The 15,727-nt window shown below is 65.9% G+C and carries 17 protein-coding genes and 1 pseudogene; 15 read left to right on the top strand and 3 right to left on the bottom strand.

Annotation, left to right across the window (positions count from 1 at the left end):
* Positions 1-16: 16 nt before the first annotated feature.
* Complete coding sequence (locus ACZY08_RS29310) at positions 17-664, bottom strand: hypothetical protein (RefSeq protein WP_463748164.1); 648 nt, start codon at positions 662-664, stop codon at positions 17-19.
* Here ACZY08_RS29310 and ACZY08_RS29315 point away from each other — a divergent pair.
* From ACZY08_RS29315 to ACZY08_RS29350, 8 genes and pseudogenes are all read left to right on the top strand, one after another.
* Positions 575-997 carry a thermonuclease family protein gene (locus tag ACZY08_RS29315; RefSeq protein ID WP_463748122.1) on the top strand — a complete coding sequence of 141 codons (423 nt, stop codon included), beginning with the start codon at positions 575-577 and terminating at the stop codon, positions 995-997. The two genes, ACZY08_RS29310 and ACZY08_RS29315, sit on opposite strands and share 90 nt — an antisense overlap.
* 358 nt (positions 998-1,355) lie before the next feature.
* Positions 1,356-3,035 carry a ParB/RepB/Spo0J family partition protein gene (locus ACZY08_RS29320; protein ID WP_463748123.1) on the top strand — a complete coding sequence of 560 codons (1,680 nt, stop codon included), beginning with the start codon at positions 1,356-1,358 and terminating at the stop codon, positions 3,033-3,035.
* Positions 3,036-3,373: 338 nt separating this feature from the next.
* Positions 3,374-4,414, top strand: coding sequence for a DUF932 domain-containing protein (locus tag ACZY08_RS29325; protein WP_463748124.1), 1,041 nt, complete (start codon positions 3,374-3,376; stop codon positions 4,412-4,414).
* A 538-nt stretch (positions 4,415-4,952) separates the two neighbouring features.
* Positions 4,953-5,230 (top strand): annotated as a pseudogene (locus tag ACZY08_RS29330) (redoxin NrdH).
* 4 nt (positions 5,231-5,234) lie between these two features.
* Positions 5,235-5,516, top strand: coding sequence for a hypothetical protein (locus tag ACZY08_RS29335; protein WP_463748125.1), 282 nt, complete (start codon positions 5,235-5,237; stop codon positions 5,514-5,516).
* Positions 5,513-6,154: a hypothetical protein gene (locus tag ACZY08_RS29340; RefSeq protein WP_463748126.1), complete on the top strand. Its 642-nt coding sequence runs from the start codon at positions 5,513-5,515 to the stop codon at positions 6,152-6,154. The genes ACZY08_RS29335 and ACZY08_RS29340 overlap by 4 nt, the downstream gene beginning before the upstream one ends.
* Positions 6,151-6,324, top strand: a complete 174-nt coding sequence (locus ACZY08_RS29345) for an amidohydrolase (protein ID WP_110777580.1) — start codon at positions 6,151-6,153, stop codon at positions 6,322-6,324. Before ACZY08_RS29340 ends, ACZY08_RS29345 begins: the two co-directional genes overlap by 4 nt.
* A complete protein-coding gene (locus ACZY08_RS29350) occupies positions 6,321-6,995 on the top strand; it encodes a trypsin-like peptidase domain-containing protein (protein WP_463748127.1) in 675 nt (224 codons plus the stop codon). Before ACZY08_RS29345 ends, ACZY08_RS29350 begins: the two co-directional genes overlap by 4 nt.
* Before the next feature lie 568 nt (positions 6,996-7,563).
* Here ACZY08_RS29350 and ACZY08_RS29355 read toward each other — a convergent pair.
* Positions 7,564-7,695, bottom strand: coding sequence for a hypothetical protein (locus ACZY08_RS29355; protein WP_317159438.1), 132 nt, complete (start codon positions 7,693-7,695; stop codon positions 7,564-7,566).
* A gap of 204 nt (positions 7,696-7,899) precedes the next feature.
* Here ACZY08_RS29355 and ACZY08_RS29360 point away from each other — a divergent pair, with 204 nt between their 5' ends.
* From ACZY08_RS29360 to ACZY08_RS29380, 5 genes are all read left to right on the top strand, one after another.
* Positions 7,900-8,259, top strand: a complete 360-nt coding sequence (locus tag ACZY08_RS29360; protein ID WP_463748128.1) for a hypothetical protein — start codon at positions 7,900-7,902, stop codon at positions 8,257-8,259.
* Between the two features lie 64 nt (positions 8,260-8,323).
* Entirely contained in the window at positions 8,324-9,580 is a 1,257-nt protein-coding gene (locus tag ACZY08_RS29365) for a helix-turn-helix domain-containing protein (RefSeq protein ID WP_079632869.1), read from the top strand.
* Between the two features lie 22 nt (positions 9,581-9,602).
* Positions 9,603-10,808 (top strand): tyrosine-type recombinase/integrase, encoded by a 1,206-nt coding sequence (locus ACZY08_RS29370; RefSeq protein ID WP_463748163.1) that lies wholly within the window; start codon positions 9,603-9,605, stop codon positions 10,806-10,808.
* Complete coding sequence (locus ACZY08_RS29375) at positions 10,795-13,035, top strand: tyrosine-type recombinase/integrase (RefSeq protein ID WP_079632868.1); 2,241 nt, start codon at positions 10,795-10,797, stop codon at positions 13,033-13,035. The genes ACZY08_RS29370 and ACZY08_RS29375 overlap by 14 nt, the downstream gene beginning before the upstream one ends.
* Positions 13,032-13,445: a DUF6262 family protein gene (locus ACZY08_RS29380; protein ID WP_064884951.1), complete on the top strand. Its 414-nt coding sequence runs from the start codon at positions 13,032-13,034 to the stop codon at positions 13,443-13,445. Before ACZY08_RS29375 ends, ACZY08_RS29380 begins: the two co-directional genes overlap by 4 nt.
* A 224-nt stretch (positions 13,446-13,669) precedes the next feature.
* On the opposite strand, the gene ACZY08_RS29385 is transcribed toward ACZY08_RS29380, so the two are convergent.
* Positions 13,670-14,359, bottom strand: a complete 690-nt coding sequence (locus ACZY08_RS29385) for a TetR/AcrR family transcriptional regulator (RefSeq protein ID WP_064884953.1) — start codon at positions 14,357-14,359, stop codon at positions 13,670-13,672.
* A 202-nt stretch (positions 14,360-14,561) separates the two neighbouring features.
* On the opposite strand from ACZY08_RS29385, the gene ACZY08_RS29390 reads away from it, so the two are divergent.
* A complete protein-coding gene (locus ACZY08_RS29390; RefSeq protein ID WP_064884955.1) occupies positions 14,562-15,032 on the top strand; it encodes a PaaI family thioesterase in 471 nt (156 codons plus the stop codon).
* Positions 15,029-15,700, top strand: coding sequence for a TetR/AcrR family transcriptional regulator (locus tag ACZY08_RS29395; RefSeq protein WP_064884957.1), 672 nt, complete (start codon positions 15,029-15,031; stop codon positions 15,698-15,700). The genes ACZY08_RS29390 and ACZY08_RS29395 overlap by 4 nt, the downstream gene beginning before the upstream one ends.
* Positions 15,701-15,727: the final 27 nt, after the last annotated feature.

A 15,727-nucleotide genomic window follows, 5' to 3' on the forward strand; every position in this document is an offset into this window, starting at 1 on the left:
GTCCGGCGCTGGGTCTTCATTCGAGCGGCGCGATGGTGTCGGCTTCGAGCCAGAGTTGCATCGTCGTGCGCGAGTGCCCATTGCCGCTCTTGATCGGAAGTAGGCAAACGGCAATCCAGGCTCCGTCGTTGGCGCGCCGGATCCATGCGATTTGGTGGCCAGGCATCCACGGCCCGGTGATCGAGTACCCGCCGGCCTTCACCCACATCGGAAGTTCGTCGCGCCGCGGCGCCGCGACCAGAGCGGGGAAGGCCTTGGCCGTGTCGATGCGAACTGGCCGGTCCACCAGCTGCAGGGTCCGGTACCCGCAAATCTCACCCGACCAGTCATCAAACACGCTATCGAACACAGTTTCGAGTATCCCAGCTTTCGCGCGGTGCGTCGACACCCCCAGAATGGCGAGGTTTCGATGTGGAATAACCCCTGGTACAGCGCAAACAATGATCACATGGTCCTGATTCGCCGCGCTGCGGTCCTCCTGTTCGCTCTGGGTTGCTGCCTCCCGGTGCCCTCCTGCGCGCCCCTTGTCGGCAAAGCCGACCCCACCGGTGGGAGTAACGCCGCGGTGGTTCGGGTGGTCGACGGCGATACCGTCGACATCCGCCACGATGACCGTGGGCGGCTCCGGGTCCGGATCCTCGGCATCAACGCTCCCGAGACCCATAAGCGAGGTTGGACGGTCGGCTGCTACGGCCCAGAAGCCGCCTCATGGGCAAGTGCATTTCTCCCAGTGGGACAGCGTGTTTCGATGGTCACCGACCCGACCCAGGGCAGCACGGACCGATATGGTCGCACGCTTTCCTACCTGGACCTTCCGGATGGGCGCGATTTCTCGGTCGAGTCGGTCCGGGCCGGCATGTCCCAGGTGGTCACCTACGGCAAGCGCCCGGTCCAGCGGTTCGCTGCTCTGTCCGCGGCGGAGAACGAGGCAAAGGACTTGCGTGTCGGTTTGTGGGGGCCGCCCTGCTTTGGCGCGACTGACTCTGTTCCCGAGTAGGCAAAGCGCCGGCCGTCGGTTATGCGGTGGTCGTAATACAAGGCCAGGCCCGGGTGGTGGTTGCGTCGTGCAGGTGACGTGACGTTTTTGTGCCTTTTGCACTTTCCGATTGTGGCGGGTGGCTCGCCTACGCGCTAAGACGCCGGCCTCCGCTGCTACGCGACGCTCCGGGCCCTGCGGGCTCGCAAACTCTTTCCTGACGCTCGCCGCGGTCGCTGACGCTCCCGATGGCTTCGCTGGGAAAGACTTTGCGCCCGGGTCTTGCACTCCGGCTCCCCCACACCCGCCCAAATCTCCAGTGCCAAAAGGCAAAAAGAACGGGCGGCCTCCGGGTCGCTCCCACCTGAAAGGTACTGAGATGACCGACACCACCCAGCAGGACGTTGTGGAGACCGCGCAGTTCGGGACGCTCGAACACCTCGATCCCGCAACGCTGGAAATCGGTGAGAACGTCCGTGACGAGGCGATCCTCGACAAGTCGTTCCTGGCCAGCATCGCCGAGAACGGCGTCCTAACGCCGATCACCGCCGTCCGCAGCGCCGACAACCCCGACGTGATCCGGGTCCGCAACGGCCAGATGCGCACCCTTGCGGCCCGCGAACTCGGCCTGGCCAGCGTGCCGGTGTACGTGCTGCCGTCGAGCGCGGCCGACGCCAGCGAAGAAACCATCGAGCGCATCGTGCACCAGCTCGTCACCAACGATAGATTCCACGCAATCACCGAGGCGCAGCGCGCACGCGGCATCCAGCAGATGCTCAACGCCGGAGTCTCGCAAACCAAGGTGGCCAAAAAGCTCTCGGTGAAACGCGACACAGTCAAAGCGGCTGCCGCAGCGGCCAAGTCGAACGCCGCCATGAACGCACTCGACACCGGCCAGCTGAGCCTGGAAGAAGCCGCCGCACTCAGCGAGTTCGACGGCGACGACGACGCAATCGAAAAGCTCATCGCCGTTGCCGGGACCACCCGGTTCGCCTTGCGCGTCGAAGAGCTGCGCCAGGCCCGCGAGCGCGACCGAGCATATGCCGCCGCCGTGCAGGACTACACCGAACGCGGCTACCGCGTGATCGAGCACGACGACGCACCCAGGTGGGACGACACGACCTGCTTGGCAATCGAATACCTGCTCACCGCAGATGGAGAACGGGCCACCACCGCTGCCGTCACCGATCCCGCTCACTGGGCAGTCATGCTCTACGAAGAGGACGGCTACGCCGACGCCGAAACTGGCGAGATCGTGGACGAGGACTCGATCGACTGGACCACCCGGGACGACGACGAGGCCACCCCGGAAGAGGGCCTGCGGCACTTCAACAGCGTGGTTCAGGCGACGGTCTACTCGCCCGACTGGTACTGCCTGGACTACCAAGCCGCTGGCCTGCAGCTCGGTCACCAGGTCTCGGGACGTGGGGTGCAGGACACCACTGTCCAGGACGAGGCTGATGTGACCGACGCCGACGCGCAGCAGGCCCGCGAGGAAGCGGCTGCCTCCGAGGCCCAGCGGGCAGCCGAGTTGCGGCGTGAACGCCGCAAAGTCATCGCCCTCAACCGGATGGCCGAGGCCGCCGCGCACGTGCGCCAGGAGTTCGTCACCAAGCTGCTCGTCCGCAAGACGCCGCCGAAGGGTGCGGCGATCTTCGTCGCAGACTGCCTGGTCCGTGACCCCGGTCTGATCAAGGAGTTCCACGGCGCGACGCAGGCGGCCAAGATGCTCGGGGTGGACTCGACCGCAGCTGTCAGGAAGCTGGTCAGCGAGCTTGCACCGACCGCTGATGGTCGCGCACAGGTCGTCACTCTCGGGCTGGTACTGGGTGCGCTGGAAGCACGCACACCCAAGGACTCGTGGCGCTACGGCGGGTACGACGTCGTCAAGCCGGTCGACTACCTGCGTTTCCTGGTTGCCAATTCCTACGAGCTGACCCCGGTCGAACAGGTCATCGTCGGCGATCGGACCGCAGACGAGGTGTACGACGACAGCCTGCAGGCCGATGAGGCCGAAGCCGAGGATCAGGACGGCGAATCCGGCGAGGACGCCGACTAGGTGACCGAGCGGGTTGTGGAGGCCGCGAGCCTCTGCAGCCCGCCCGGGCTCAATGGAAGCGCCTGCGGCGCTGCGGGATTCGTCTACGCCTTTCGGCGTAGGCCCACGATGTGGGTTTGCCTTCCGGCCTTCGATCGTAACCGGCGGTCCGGCCGCACAAGGGCACCGCTTCGGCCTTCGGCTCGGCACCGGTTTCGCGGCTCGCTGCGCTCGCCGGTGAAACCGGCACCGCCGGGCCCTTGCTGCTTACCCGGACCTGATGCCGGTTCTCGATCTCCTTGCCGGACAGGCAAACAGAACGGGCGGCCCGAGTCGCCCCCTCTCGAACGGTTCTCACCATGGCTCACCAACTCGATTCCACCCGTGGCCGCGTCAGCTTCGCCGACTCGCAGACTGACGCGTGGCACCAGCTCGGCCAGCAGGTCGGCCACCTCATGACCTCTCAGGAGGTTTTGGAGGCCGCGCACCTTGCGCGATGGAACGTGCGTAAGGTGCCGCTGCAGGTTGCCCAGGATCCCATCGAGACCGCAGATGGCAGTGTCATCACCCCGGACCCGCTCGTTGTGCCCGATCACTACGCCACTGTGCGCGATAACCCCATCATCCCCGGGCAGATCGACGTGCTTGGTGTCGTCGGCAGCAAGTACCAGCCCCTGCAGAACGAGGCCTCGTGCGACTTCCTGACCGCGCTCATTGACGAGAGCGGCGCAGTGTTCGAAACCGCTGGTTCCCTCAATGGTGGCCGTCAGACGTTCGTGACCCTGAAACTGCCCGAAACCATGGTGTTCGACGGCAATGACGGCTCCAAGGACCGCACCGACCTGTATATCGCGGCGCTGAATTCACATGACGGCAGCGCGGCGTTCCGAGGCATCGTCACCCCAATCCGCGTGGTGTGCGCCAACACCCAGACCGCAGCGATTCGAGAAGCCAAGGCCAGTTTCGCGATTCGCCACACCGGCAGCGCCCGCATCGCGATTCAGCAAGCCCGCGAGGCGCTGAGGCTGGCTTGGCGCTACCTCGACGTGTTCCAGGCCGAGGCCGCCACACTGTACGCGGCACCGATGGACACCGACGAGGTCCGCGCCTTCGCCAACCGCCTGGTCGACGTCGACGGCGCAACCAGCCTGGCAGCCAAGAACGCTCGCCGTGACCAGGCCAATGGCATCGTCAAACTGTGGGTGTCCTCCCCCACTGTCGCACCGGTCGCCGGAACCCGCTGGGGCGCCTACAACGCGGTTACCGAGTACGTCGACCACCACGCCAAAGTTCGCGGCCGCGGCAATCCCGAAGCGGTCCGGGCCCTGCGTGCGGTGACAATCGGTAGCAGCGCCCAAACGCTCAAGTCCAACGCCTTCGCGATGCTGCAAACCCTCTGACCAGAAGAGAGCCGGGCCCGCCGAGCAGGCAGCCGGCGGGCCCGCCACTCTCGACTGACTACCGGGCGGAAACGCCTTCGGCGCTACCGACCTTTACACCACGAGTTCACACCGATTCGTGCGAAACAACACTAATTCGGCGGCGCACCTCCACAAACAACAGCTTCCCTTTTCTGCAGTCCGGATTATGCGCTGGTTTCGGCGACTCTATGCAAGGCCATCGGCTCCGCATCCGCTGCGGCCTCCGGCGCGAAAACTTTTCCTAAGACGCTCGCTGCGCTCACTGAAAACTTTCCGCCCGAAACCTTGCACTACACGCCGCAACCAGCGATAAAGAGCCTGTCAGAAACGGAAAAAGAACGGCAGCAGACACCCGGGGCGACAGTGGGCGACCGAACGTCATGTAAGTCAGAATGGAGGCTGATAAACGATAGAAAAAAGCAATAAAGTTGTTTTGCATAGGTGTGGCATAACCCTATATTGACCAGTAGAATAAGTGAATATAAACCCCGTCCGACCAATTTAACGGAGGCCCGAAATGTCTCAAATTACCGTCTACACCAAGCCCGCGTGCGTCCAATGCAACGCGACCTACAAAGCCCTCGACAAGCAGGGCATCGCCTACGAGACGGTTGACATCACCCTCGACAGCGAAGCCCGCGACTACGTCATGGCGCTGGGTTACCTCCAGGCCCCCGTGGTCGTCGCCGGCGACCAGCACTGGGCCGGATTTCGACCCGACCGCATCAAGGCCCTCGCCATGGCAGTGGCCTGACGGCCCGCCTCCACATGGCCAATCCCGCGAAAGGACCGTAACGACATGACAATTCACCCACTGACCACCCTGGCCGACTACGACGAGCACGCCGAACTGGTCGGCCGCACCCGCGCCAAACTGCTCACCGAGATCGCTGCCGGCATCTCTTCGTTTCAGCTCGCCTGCCAACAGCTGGCCCAGCTGCGCGGCCCCGTCGAAGACCCTGACTTCGTCGAAGGCCGTGACGGCCGTGACGTCGCGCAGTTCCTCGACGACGGCATCCGGATCGGCCGTGCCGCCTACGCCGTGGTGCACACCATCATCGACAAGGAGATCCCGCGATGAGCCCGAGCGCCGTGCAGACCCTCGAACCGAGGACCGCAGTGTCTGGCGATGACTCCTGGCTGTGCCCCAGCGACACCAACCTCGAGGAACGCCCCACCGACGACTGGCGGGCCGAAGCCTTCGTCCACCAGACCGAACCCCAACACCAGCTGATCGGCGCACTGCTCTGGCTGCCCGTAACCCGCGCCCGCGCCATCCTCGAGTTGGTCCCCGACACCGCGATCTGGCGGCCCCGCGCCCGCTGGGCATACCAGCTCATCCACGCACTCATCGATGCCGGCCACGATCCCGACCCGGTCGCCGTGCTCGACCTGGCACGAACCCAGCCCAGCACATTCGCACTGTGCCCCGATCGGCCGCCGACCGCGCATCAACTCAAAGGCCTGGCCATCTACCTGTTCGACGCCTACCAGGACGCCATCGCGCCACGGGAAAACGCCGGCCAATACGCTCGCGACGTTCTGGATGCGGCCTACCGAAACGCCTTCCGCGACCATGCGATCCGGATGCAAGAGCTCGCCGAATGCGACGTCGAACGCGAGCTGCTCACCCAGCTGTTCATCGACACCCGCAACGACCTTGTCGACCTGCGGCGCCGCGCCGAAGCCGCCGCCAAACCCGGATGGGACACCCCATGACCGCCCCGCTGCCCGACGCTGCGATCCTGCGCAACACCGCGGCCGCCGTCGCCGTCAACCACCGCCACCGCGCGGCCGCCTCGACCGCCGGCACCTGGATCGAAACGTTCAGTGTCCGCGCCCAACGGCACGCCGAACGTCACCTACGCCGCCGCCGGAGGACCGCATGAAACTCCTCCCCGGCCTCATCGCGGCGATCGCCACCGCGGCCGCGGCCCTGGCCACCGTTCCGGCAGCTCCCGCCGCAGCCGCGCTGCAGCTGGTCGAGCCCGGCGACCGCCTCGAAACCGCCAGCAACGCATGCACCCTCGGCTGGGTCTACATCGGCGCCGACAAACACACCTACGCCATCACAGCCGGGCACTGCGCCACCCGCCCCGGCGAAACCATCCGCGACCAATATAGCGGCGCCACAGGAACATTCATTCACACCCTGGTCGACCCACCCGGCATCGGCGGAGCCGACTACGGACTCATCGACTTCGGGCTACGCACCCTGCCCGTGCCGTTCGTCGACGACCAACCCGTCACCGCCAACAGCCACCCCGAGCCCAGGCCCGGACAGAAAGTATGCCGGGCCGGCATCACCACCGGCACCGTATGCGGAGAAGTCACCCGCAGCTTCGGCGACCACCAATACCTCACCGTCGGAATGACCCCCACCATCGGAGGCGACTCCGGTGGCCCCGTATGGACCACCGACGCCGGCGACGGAACTGTCCACATCATCGGCATCTGGCTCGGCGGACGCACCACCATCGCCGGCGGAAACTTCGGCCGATTCGCCGCACTCGGCGACGCCCTCACCGACCTCGGAACACCACCAATCAACACCGCGTGAACGCTGCTCTCACTTGCTGCGTCACGACCCGTTTTCGCATGGAAGCCCGGTAGTCAGCATCGCGTGCACATCGATGACGCTCCGCAAACCGACGATGCGACGACGCGATTCGTGAGACCTGCTACGGCAACATCGACCCGCCATTCACTGTCGCGGCCAGCACAGATAGCGCCTGCGCCTGCGCATACGCGATGCGCTCAGCGTTACTCAACTCATCGACGTTGATTCCCTGTAGCACCTCGAAAAGAGCCGGCGCCCCCGACTGAACCTTCGTGTCTAGTAATCCCTTTGATCCCATGAGCCCAGGGTCGCACGAACATAGGAAACCGTGATCAATCCCTGCGGAGCCGAGACCGCCAGCGAGCGGGCAGCACCGAAGTACGCGCCGGTGTCTGCTCTTATCAGGGGTTAAATTCTCAAATAGCGTCATAGAGGTGTGTTGAACTGCGTTTTTACCTGCACTCACATGTAACCTGTTAGGTCATGGGCGGCCAGATTTTCGGCGAAAGTCAGCGGCGTGGCGCGACGTGGATTGTGGGATGCCGGGGTAAATGTTTACCCCATGGAACTACACGACGATCCGCAGCGGCTCGTGGAGGAACTCGTTCGCCAGCACGCCCAGGTTTTGGGCGAGGCGCACGGCGATCTGGCCGCGCGACATCCGGAAGTCCCGGATCGCTTTATCGATCAGGGCAGCCATGTCCGACCGATCACGGTGTCGTGCTCGGTTTTGGAAACGTTTCTGATGTCGCGGTTGCGGCGGCAGACTCCCAACTCGACTCTAAAAGTCAAGGCGGGCAACGGGATGGGGGTTCTTCTTGTCGACGAGAAGGGCTCACGGATTTATGTACGAAAGCATCCGCGAAACCGGCGGACTGGTCAGCTGATCGACACTGTGCCGTTTGTGCCGGGTGGGGAGCAGTACAGCATCGAGGAGGTGCTGGGTCACCCGATCGGCGGGCAGGAGGGTATCGCCGAGCCTCAGGCGTATCGGGAGTATCTGTTGTGGTGGCCGGACGGTCGCGGGTTTTTCGGTGGTGCGGTGCTGGCGGCGGGTCTGCTGCTCGACAATGTGGAGGTTTTGTACGGCCGGACGCCGTTGCCGCCGCCGATCATGGAGGACCGCTCGTTCAATGTTGGTCTCGGCGAGGTCGGTCGGGATGGGTCGTTGGGGACTCGGCGCCGCGACGACGACTTCGTCGACGTCGACGAGGACGCTGCGAGCGAGCAGGACGAGGAGGGCGGTCCGCCGAAATCGTCGTAGCCGTCGTGCACAGTGTTGGGTGCATGTGGGTTTCCCAACCCGGTGACGTTGAATTGAGCGCACGATGATTGAGGTTTTTGGTGCTCGGGTCCGGCAGGCCCGGTTGTTGAGGCGGATGACGGCACGGTCGGTGGTGGAAGCCACAGGCTGGAGTACGTCGCGGCAGTCCCAGATTGAGAAGTCGCTGACGGTGCGGCTCGACGACGGCGATGTTGCGGTGTTGGCGGGGTTGTTCCGGTTTCCTGCAGCGTTTTTCAGCTCGGCTCCGCAGACGCGGATCACCGCGAACGAGCTGCTGTTTCGGGCGCCGAAGTCGATGACGGTGGGTGAGCAGGAGTTTTTGGCGACGTTTGCGTCGTTGGCAGGCGATTTCCTCGGTGAGCTCGACGGCCGATCGAAGCTGCCACCGGTGAAGGTTCCGACGGTCAGTCCTGATGAGCTGGCACACAGTTCGATCACGGTAGCCGCGGCGCGTCTGCGTGAGGCGATGGGGCTGGAACCCGATGAGCCGCTTGACGATTTGATGTATGAGGCCGAGCGTCTGGGCGCCCCGGTGATTGTCCGGCGCCGGGTCGCCGGTGAATGGGAAAGCGAATTCGCCGCTACCGGTGGGCGCTCGCGTGATGAGCGGCATTTAGGGTATTCGAGTTGGGTGGGCCGGTTGCGGGACCGGCCGCTGTTGGTGTTGAGGGATAGCGACTCGTGGGAGCGGACCCGGTTCACGGTCGCCCACGAGCTCGGTCATTTGGTGTTGCACAGCCACGCCTATTGCTCGGTCAGTGCCGCCGACGAGTTGGAGGCTAACCGGTTCGCGACCGAGTTGCTGGCCCCGGCAGGGGTCATCGCAGGTGAGTTGCCGCGGGTGATGTCGCTATTGAATCTGCGTCCGCTCAAAGCCAAGTGGGGCCTGTCGTTGGGGTCGTTGATCATGCATCTGCGGGATTCGGGGCTGATCGCGCCGGACCGGGCGAAAATGTTGACCACTCAGCTGCATTCGCGGATCAACCCGGACACAGGGCACACGTGGGGTATGACGGAACCTGGGTGGGCCGACCGCGTCCCGGAGCGGCCGCGACTGCTGCGTAAGTGGGTGGAGCGCTGCTACGGCGGCGCGTCGGTGCGGATGCTGAGCGCCCGGGAAGCGATGATCTATCCCGCTGATGTGCTGGACTGGTTTTTGGCCACGCAGCGACCGGCACCGGCGACCGAGCATAACCCGGTCGCGGCCAGTGTCGGCCATGGCCGCACCGCGGCCCCACCGGCCGACGGCGGCTCCCAGGTGATCCGGTTGGACGATTTCCGGAAGGGCAGGCCGTCGTGAATGTGGTGGGGTGCGGCTGACGGTGGCACAGGTGCAGCGGGTGCGCTTTGAGGACCGACCACCCACCTACACGGTGGTCGGCGCCGACAAGTTGCCCGTGGCGCCGACGCGCGAGTACCTGACGTTTCTGCGCGACCAAGGGGGCTCACCGAACACGCTGCGCGCCTATGCCTATGGGCTGGCGGCGTGGTGGACGGTGCTGGAAGGTACCGGTACGGCGTGGGATGACTTCCCCACCAGTCTGTTCGGTCAGTTCCTGGCCTATCTGCGCACCGGGGATCTGCCCGGGGTGGCCCGTATCGGTGAACCTGAGCAGAGATTGGTCGAGTCGTCGCTGTTGCCGCGCAGTGCGGCGGTGTTGTCGATGTACCGGTATTTCGCCGATGCCCATGACCTGGTACGCCCCTACCGGCGGTTGTACGCCAGCCACGCACGGACATCCCGGCGGGGCCGCTATGCACCGTTTCTGGCCGGGGTCGGCCCGAAACGCGAACAGGACGGGCCGATCCACCGGATCCGCAGCCTGCAACGCGCCGAAACACCGGTGCTGCTGCCCATGCAGGTCAACGCCATCTTGGATGCCTGCAGTGTCCAGACAGTCTCCGGTGAGTGGTCGGGCGGCGGGGCGGGGCTGCGTGACCGCTTGTTCTTCGCCGTGCTGGCCGAAACCGGCATGCGCATCGGTGAAGCACTATCGCTGCGCCACAGCGATTTTCATATCGCCGGTGGCGGCACCCCGTCGATACTGGTGGCGGGCCGTGATGATCATCCGCACGGGGTGCGCGCGAAATCGGGTCCGCGCCGGATCTACATCGGCGACGATCTGGTCGCCCTCTACAGCGAGTATGTGTGGCAGTTGGTGGCCGCCGGCGCGGATGTCACGGTCGGCGACCTGGCGTCGTGTTTCGTGTTCGTCAACCTGGTGCGCGGCGTGCGCTACGCCCCGCTGCGACCGGAAACCGTCTACGACAAGGTCGATCTGATCACCGCCCGCCGCGCCGATGCGTTGCCCGAGCAGTGGACGCCGCACTGGCTGCGCCACACCCACGCCACCGCGCTGCTGCTGGCCGGGGTGGATGCGCATGTGGTGATGCGCCGTCTCGGGCACGCCGACGTGCAGACCACGTTGTCGACCTACGGCTGGGTGACCGCCGACGCGCAGATGCGCACGCTGGCCGAATGGAAGAACTATGTCGCCGGGTGGAAGGTGAACCGTGACGGGCAATGACAGTCCTGCACCGGCGCACACCGCACCGACCTGCGGTGCCGCCGGGGGTAGGTGGGCACAGCAGTGGCAGCAGGTACCCGCGCAGTGGCGCAGGCTGGTCTATTACCTGGATACCGCCCCCGCCGACACGGTCTTTCAGCGCAACCCGCGCTACCGGCCCACCCCGGACGGTCACGACTTCACCCCACACGGTGTGCCGCAACGGTTTTGCGAGGAGATCGCGTGGTGGGTGTGGCTGTGCGGGCACGAACAACGTCGCAAGATCGAGCCGTCGCTGCTGAAATGGACCAGCGGTGCACTGAGTATCGCCGCCGCCGACTACCACCAGCGGCACCGGCGTCACCCGGTCAGTATCGCTGATCTGAACGCCGAGGCCATCGTGCGGCACGGTGTGCGCGAGTTCGAGCGCCGCACCGGTCGGCTGCCCTCGGCCGGGTTTCGGCGCAACGTGGCCAGTTTCATCGAGCACCTGCACCTGTATGTGTCGGTGCGCTGCACCGACCGGCCATGGTGGGCTCATGACATCTGGGATCTTGACGCTGATCCCAGAATCCCGCAGCGTGAGCACGAACCCTGCCACGACCAGGTTGCCCGACTCGGCGGGATCGAACCGGCCTGGCTGCGGGAAGGGGTGCGGTTCTGGCTGCGCACCTGCTTGACGGCTGAACTGCTGCGCTGGTCGTCGGTGATCGCGCGCGCCCGCGGCTTCACCCGCCACTTGGGCCCGTTCCTGGCTGAACGCGGGATCGATGATCCGGTGATCAGCACCGACCGGGCGGCGCTGCGGCTGTTGTTCACCGAGTTCACCGAGTACCTGAAATCACCTGCCGCGCGGGCCAAACCGGAGCGTCCGCTGTCGGCGGCGGCGATCTCGGTCGTCCAGTCCAAGGTTCAGATGTTCTACACGTTCATGGTCGATCATGCCGAGGAAGCCGCGGCCGCGACCGGGGATCCTCGCTGGAGCCGGTTGACCGACACCCATACCCGGTTGTGGGGTGCGGCGTTTCGCAGCCGACGCCGCAGCGGCGGCCGGGAGCTGACCTGGTTTTCGACCGCCGAGCTGCAGCGGATGTTGTGCTATCTCGACGTGCTGGCCGCCGATGTGGGCAAACCGGTGGTCATCACCCATCTCGATTCCACGATCTCGGTCGTGTCCGGTCTCGGCGATCCGCAAGCGGCCCGTATCTGGTTGCTGCAAGCGTTGACCGGGCGGCGGGCCTCAGAGATTCTGATGCTCGATTTCGACCCGCTGCAGCCGATCCCGGGTCATGACCGCCCCGTGGGAGCCGCCGACGATCCCGATGGGTTCGTGGCCAAACTGCGCTACCAGCAGACCAAAGTCGACGGTGTGGTGCCCACCATCCTGGTCGAGCAGGCCGTGGTCAACGTGATCAGCGAGCAGCAAGACTGGATCCGGGCGCGCTACCCACAGCTGGAGCCGAAGTACCTGTTCCTCGGGGTGCGCTACCAGCACCAGGGCCAGCGACCACGCAGCTATGACTCCTACAGCCGGATCCTCAATCGGCTCGACACGATCCACGGCCTCACCGACACCGCCGGCCACCCGCTGCGGTTCTCCCAGACCCACCGGTTGCGCCACACCCGGGCCACCGAGCTGCTCAACGACGGGGTGCCCATCCATGTGGTGCAGCGCTACCTCGGGCACGCCTCGCCGGCGATGACCCTGCGCTATGCCGCCACCCTGCAAGCGACGGCCGAAGCGGAGTTCCTGCGGCACAAAAAGATCGGCGCTCATGGCGCCGACATCGCCATCAGCCCGTCTGATGTCTATGACATGACCCAGCTCTCGGCGCGTACCGACCGGGTGCTGCCCAACGGCGTGTGCCTGCTGCCGCCGGTGGCCACCTGCGACAAGGGCAACGCCTGCTTGTCGTGTGGGCATTTCGCCACCGACGCCACCCACCTCGACGAACTGGTCGACCAACGCGTCAAGACCTTGACGTTGATCGACGTCCGCCGCGAGCAGTACCGTGCACGCACCGGGCGCGAGCTCACCGACGACAACGTGTGGATCCACGAGCGTCGCCGCGAAATCGCCTCGCTGGATGCCATCCTCGACCGGCTCCACCGCGACGACGTGACCGATGACGGCGCGAACAGCGTCGCGGGTGCCGGTACCGCCAACCGGGCACCCACCCTGCGCACCGCGACCCGGGGAAGTCACGAATCCGTGCTGCGCAAGGCCGATCCGGACACGCCGCGATGAGCCGCCCCAAGCCGCCACCGCCCACCCAGAAGGCACTCGATGCGCTGGACCAATACCGCCGGGCCCGCAGCGATGAGAAGCGCCGCGACATCGAGAAGGCGATCGCCTACCTGCGCAAGACCAACGCCGACATCAACTTCTCCACCGTGTCCCGCCGCGCCAAGGTGTCCCGCAAAACCATCTACAAACACGACGACCTGGTGACCGTCATCGAGCAATACCGCGGCCGGCATACCGACCGAGAACCGGCATCGACTGGCCGCGAAACCAGCATCCACGCCGCGCTGCGCCACACACTCGCCGCCAAGGACAAAGAGATCGCCGCACTCAAAGCCACCGTCGCAGAACAACAATCAACCATCGAGCTGCTCTACGGCCAACTCGACACCCTGCAGGAACAGACCCCCTGAGCCCAGTGCTACGGAGGCGTTCGCGAGCGGTCACGGTGACGGCCGGTGCCGGGCCATGAGTGAGACCTTCCTGGCCTCCTGGGCCAGCTCGTGAGGTGCCCGTCGGCCCGATTGCCAGGTCATCGACGGGATTTGGCCCGTCGGGCTGTGGTGGGGAGATCTATCCAGGGCGTGTCGGTGTCTGCCGATCGGCCAGTCGCTGAACCGTCGGCGGCGGACCGGCTTTAGTCGGCGGTGACCGCCACGGCATTGTCGCCGGGCGGTGTGGGTGCGGTGGGGGTGGTTTTGCGTTGATGCGTGGCGAGGAAGTCGTCGACGATGCGTGTGGTGTCGTGGGGGGTCATGGTGTGCAGTCCGGTCATGCGGGCGAAGGCGAGCGGCCCGATCAGTTGGCACAACGCCAGGGTCAGGTCGAAGTCGTCGAGTTCGACGCGGGCTTCGGCGCTTTGCAGAATGGCGTCGAAGGGTTGTCGATATTGGTCGACGACTCGTGCCCGCAGCGTGCCGGCCGCGTGTTCACCGCCGGTGTGGTCGGCTGTTGCGGTGGGACCGAGGGACAGCCAGGCCAGCATGGTGACGTGTAGCGGGGCGTCGGCGAACAGCGCCGCCTGACGGGTGAGCAGTTCGATGAGGCGTTCGCGCACCGTCCCGCTGGCCGGTGCCGGCGGGGTGACTTGGGGTAGCAGCCGTTCGAAGGTGGCCGCCAGCAGGTGCGACGAACTGCCGAAGTGGCGGTAGAGGGTGGTTCGGGCCACCTTGGAGGCCTTGGTGACCGCCTCGACGGTGACGGCCTCGACACCACCGGTACTGAGCAGCGCGGCCGCGGCGTCCAGTAAGCGATTGCGGGACCGGGTGCGGCGGGGGTCGATATCGTCGTCTTCGTCGTGGACTCGATCCGGCTGGCTGCTGCTCACACTCACTCTCCTCGCCGCTTCCCCCTTTATGGCCAACGGTTCCGCCCGCCCGACACTTATGGTACCAACAGTAGCGTAGCGAAACTGATCGTACTGGAGGTATCGGGTGTCCGAGCACGTGCCGTGTCGGGATGCGGTACCCGACGGTGACCGTGAGGTTGGGCCGCCCGCGGAACCGTTGCCCGCCCACACCCCGAACTGTATGGGCTGCGGCCCGGACAACCCTCACGGCCTGCAGCTGGTGGTGTACCGCTGCGGCGAGCAGGTGTATGCCGATGCGACCTTCGACGAACGCCACATCGGGGCGCCGGGATTGGCGCACGGCGGCGCGGTGGCGGCCGCCTGCGATGACGTACTGGGCTTCACGCTGTGGATCGCCGGCACACCGGCGGTGACGCGCCGTCTGACCGTCGAGTATTTGCTGCCGGTGCCACTGCACCAACCGCACCGGATCACCGCGCACATCACCGAGCGCAACGGCCGCGCCCTGCATATCCGCGCGACAGGCACCGACACCGACGGCGTCACCCGGTTCACCGCGAGCGCGGTGTTCGTCGTGGTGAGCACCGACCACTTCGCCGCCCACGGTGATCTGGCGGCGTTCGATGGCCTCCTGGAACAGTTCACCCGCAGCAAGCGGGCCCACGCCGACCCGCACGACCCGGCACCGTGACCGCGACCGACACCGAAGCCCACCCCACAAGGCAACAATCCCAGTCGGATTCGCCGCCGGTGGCGCCACACCCGAGCGCGCCGCCGCGTCCGCGCACGCCGACGCGACACCGAGAGGCGATTCTGGATGCGGCACTGACGGTGGCCGCCGCGGGCGGGTATGAGGCCGTGCGGATGCGCACGGTAGCCGATCGGGCCGGTATCGCGGTCGGCACGCTCTACCGCTACTTCCCGTCCAAGACCCACCTGCTGGTCTCAGCGCTGGCCCGAGAATTCGGGCGGCTGCAGGCCGCCCAGGACTGGGCCGCCACCGGCACGACACCTCAGCAGCGACTGGATCGGCTGACCGGTTATCTGCACGAACACTGGCAGCGCGACATTCATCTCACCGACGCCATGACACGGGCATTCGTCGCCGCCGACAGCACCACCGCCGCCGCCCTCGACGAGGCCGCCGCGGTCATCCAACGCCTGCTCGCCCACACCCTGGGCGGCGACACGCCCGGGCCGCTCGATCAGCCGGTCGCCGAACTCCTCGCCGACATCTGGCTGGCGAACCTGACCGCCTTCATCGGCCGGCGGGCCTCGGCGGCCCAGACCCGTGACCGCATCGATCGGGCCAGCCGGCGCATCGTGGATCGCCTGGCCACCCTCACCCCCGACAGTTAACGATACTAATAGTATCGCAGCGATACT

It is taken from the genome of Mycobacterium sp. IDUB_9, assembly GCF_055419505.1.

Coding starts and splice junctions, on each gene's coding strand:
- ACZY08_RS29390 (WP_064884955.1), top strand. CDS start 14,562: ATGGGCTGCGGCCCGGACAACCCTCACGGCCTGCAGCTGGTGGTGTAC.
- ACZY08_RS29335 (WP_463748125.1), top strand. CDS start 5,235: ATGACAATTCACCCACTGACCACCCTGGCCGACTACGACGAGCACGCC.
- ACZY08_RS29380 (WP_064884951.1), top strand. CDS start 13,032: ATGAGCCGCCCCAAGCCGCCACCGCCCACCCAGAAGGCACTCGATGCG.
- ACZY08_RS29325 (WP_463748124.1), top strand. CDS start 3,374: ATGGCTCACCAACTCGATTCCACCCGTGGCCGCGTCAGCTTCGCCGAC.
- ACZY08_RS29350 (WP_463748127.1), top strand. CDS start 6,321: ATGAAACTCCTCCCCGGCCTCATCGCGGCGATCGCCACCGCGGCCGCG.
- ACZY08_RS29345 (WP_110777580.1), top strand. CDS start 6,151: ATGACCGCCCCGCTGCCCGACGCTGCGATCCTGCGCAACACCGCGGCC.
- ACZY08_RS29355 (WP_317159438.1), bottom strand. CDS start 7,695: ATGGCTGCCCTGATCGATAAAGCGATCCGGGACTTCCGGATGTCGCGC.
- ACZY08_RS29310 (WP_463748164.1), bottom strand. CDS start 664: ATGGGTCTCGGGAGCGTTGATGCCGAGGATCCGGACCCGGAGCCGCCC.
- ACZY08_RS29340 (WP_463748126.1), top strand. CDS start 5,513: ATGAGCCCGAGCGCCGTGCAGACCCTCGAACCGAGGACCGCAGTGTCT.
- ACZY08_RS29365 (WP_079632869.1), top strand. CDS start 8,324: ATGATTGAGGTTTTTGGTGCTCGGGTCCGGCAGGCCCGGTTGTTGAGG.
- ACZY08_RS29320 (WP_463748123.1), top strand. CDS start 1,356: ATGACCGACACCACCCAGCAGGACGTTGTGGAGACCGCGCAGTTCGGG.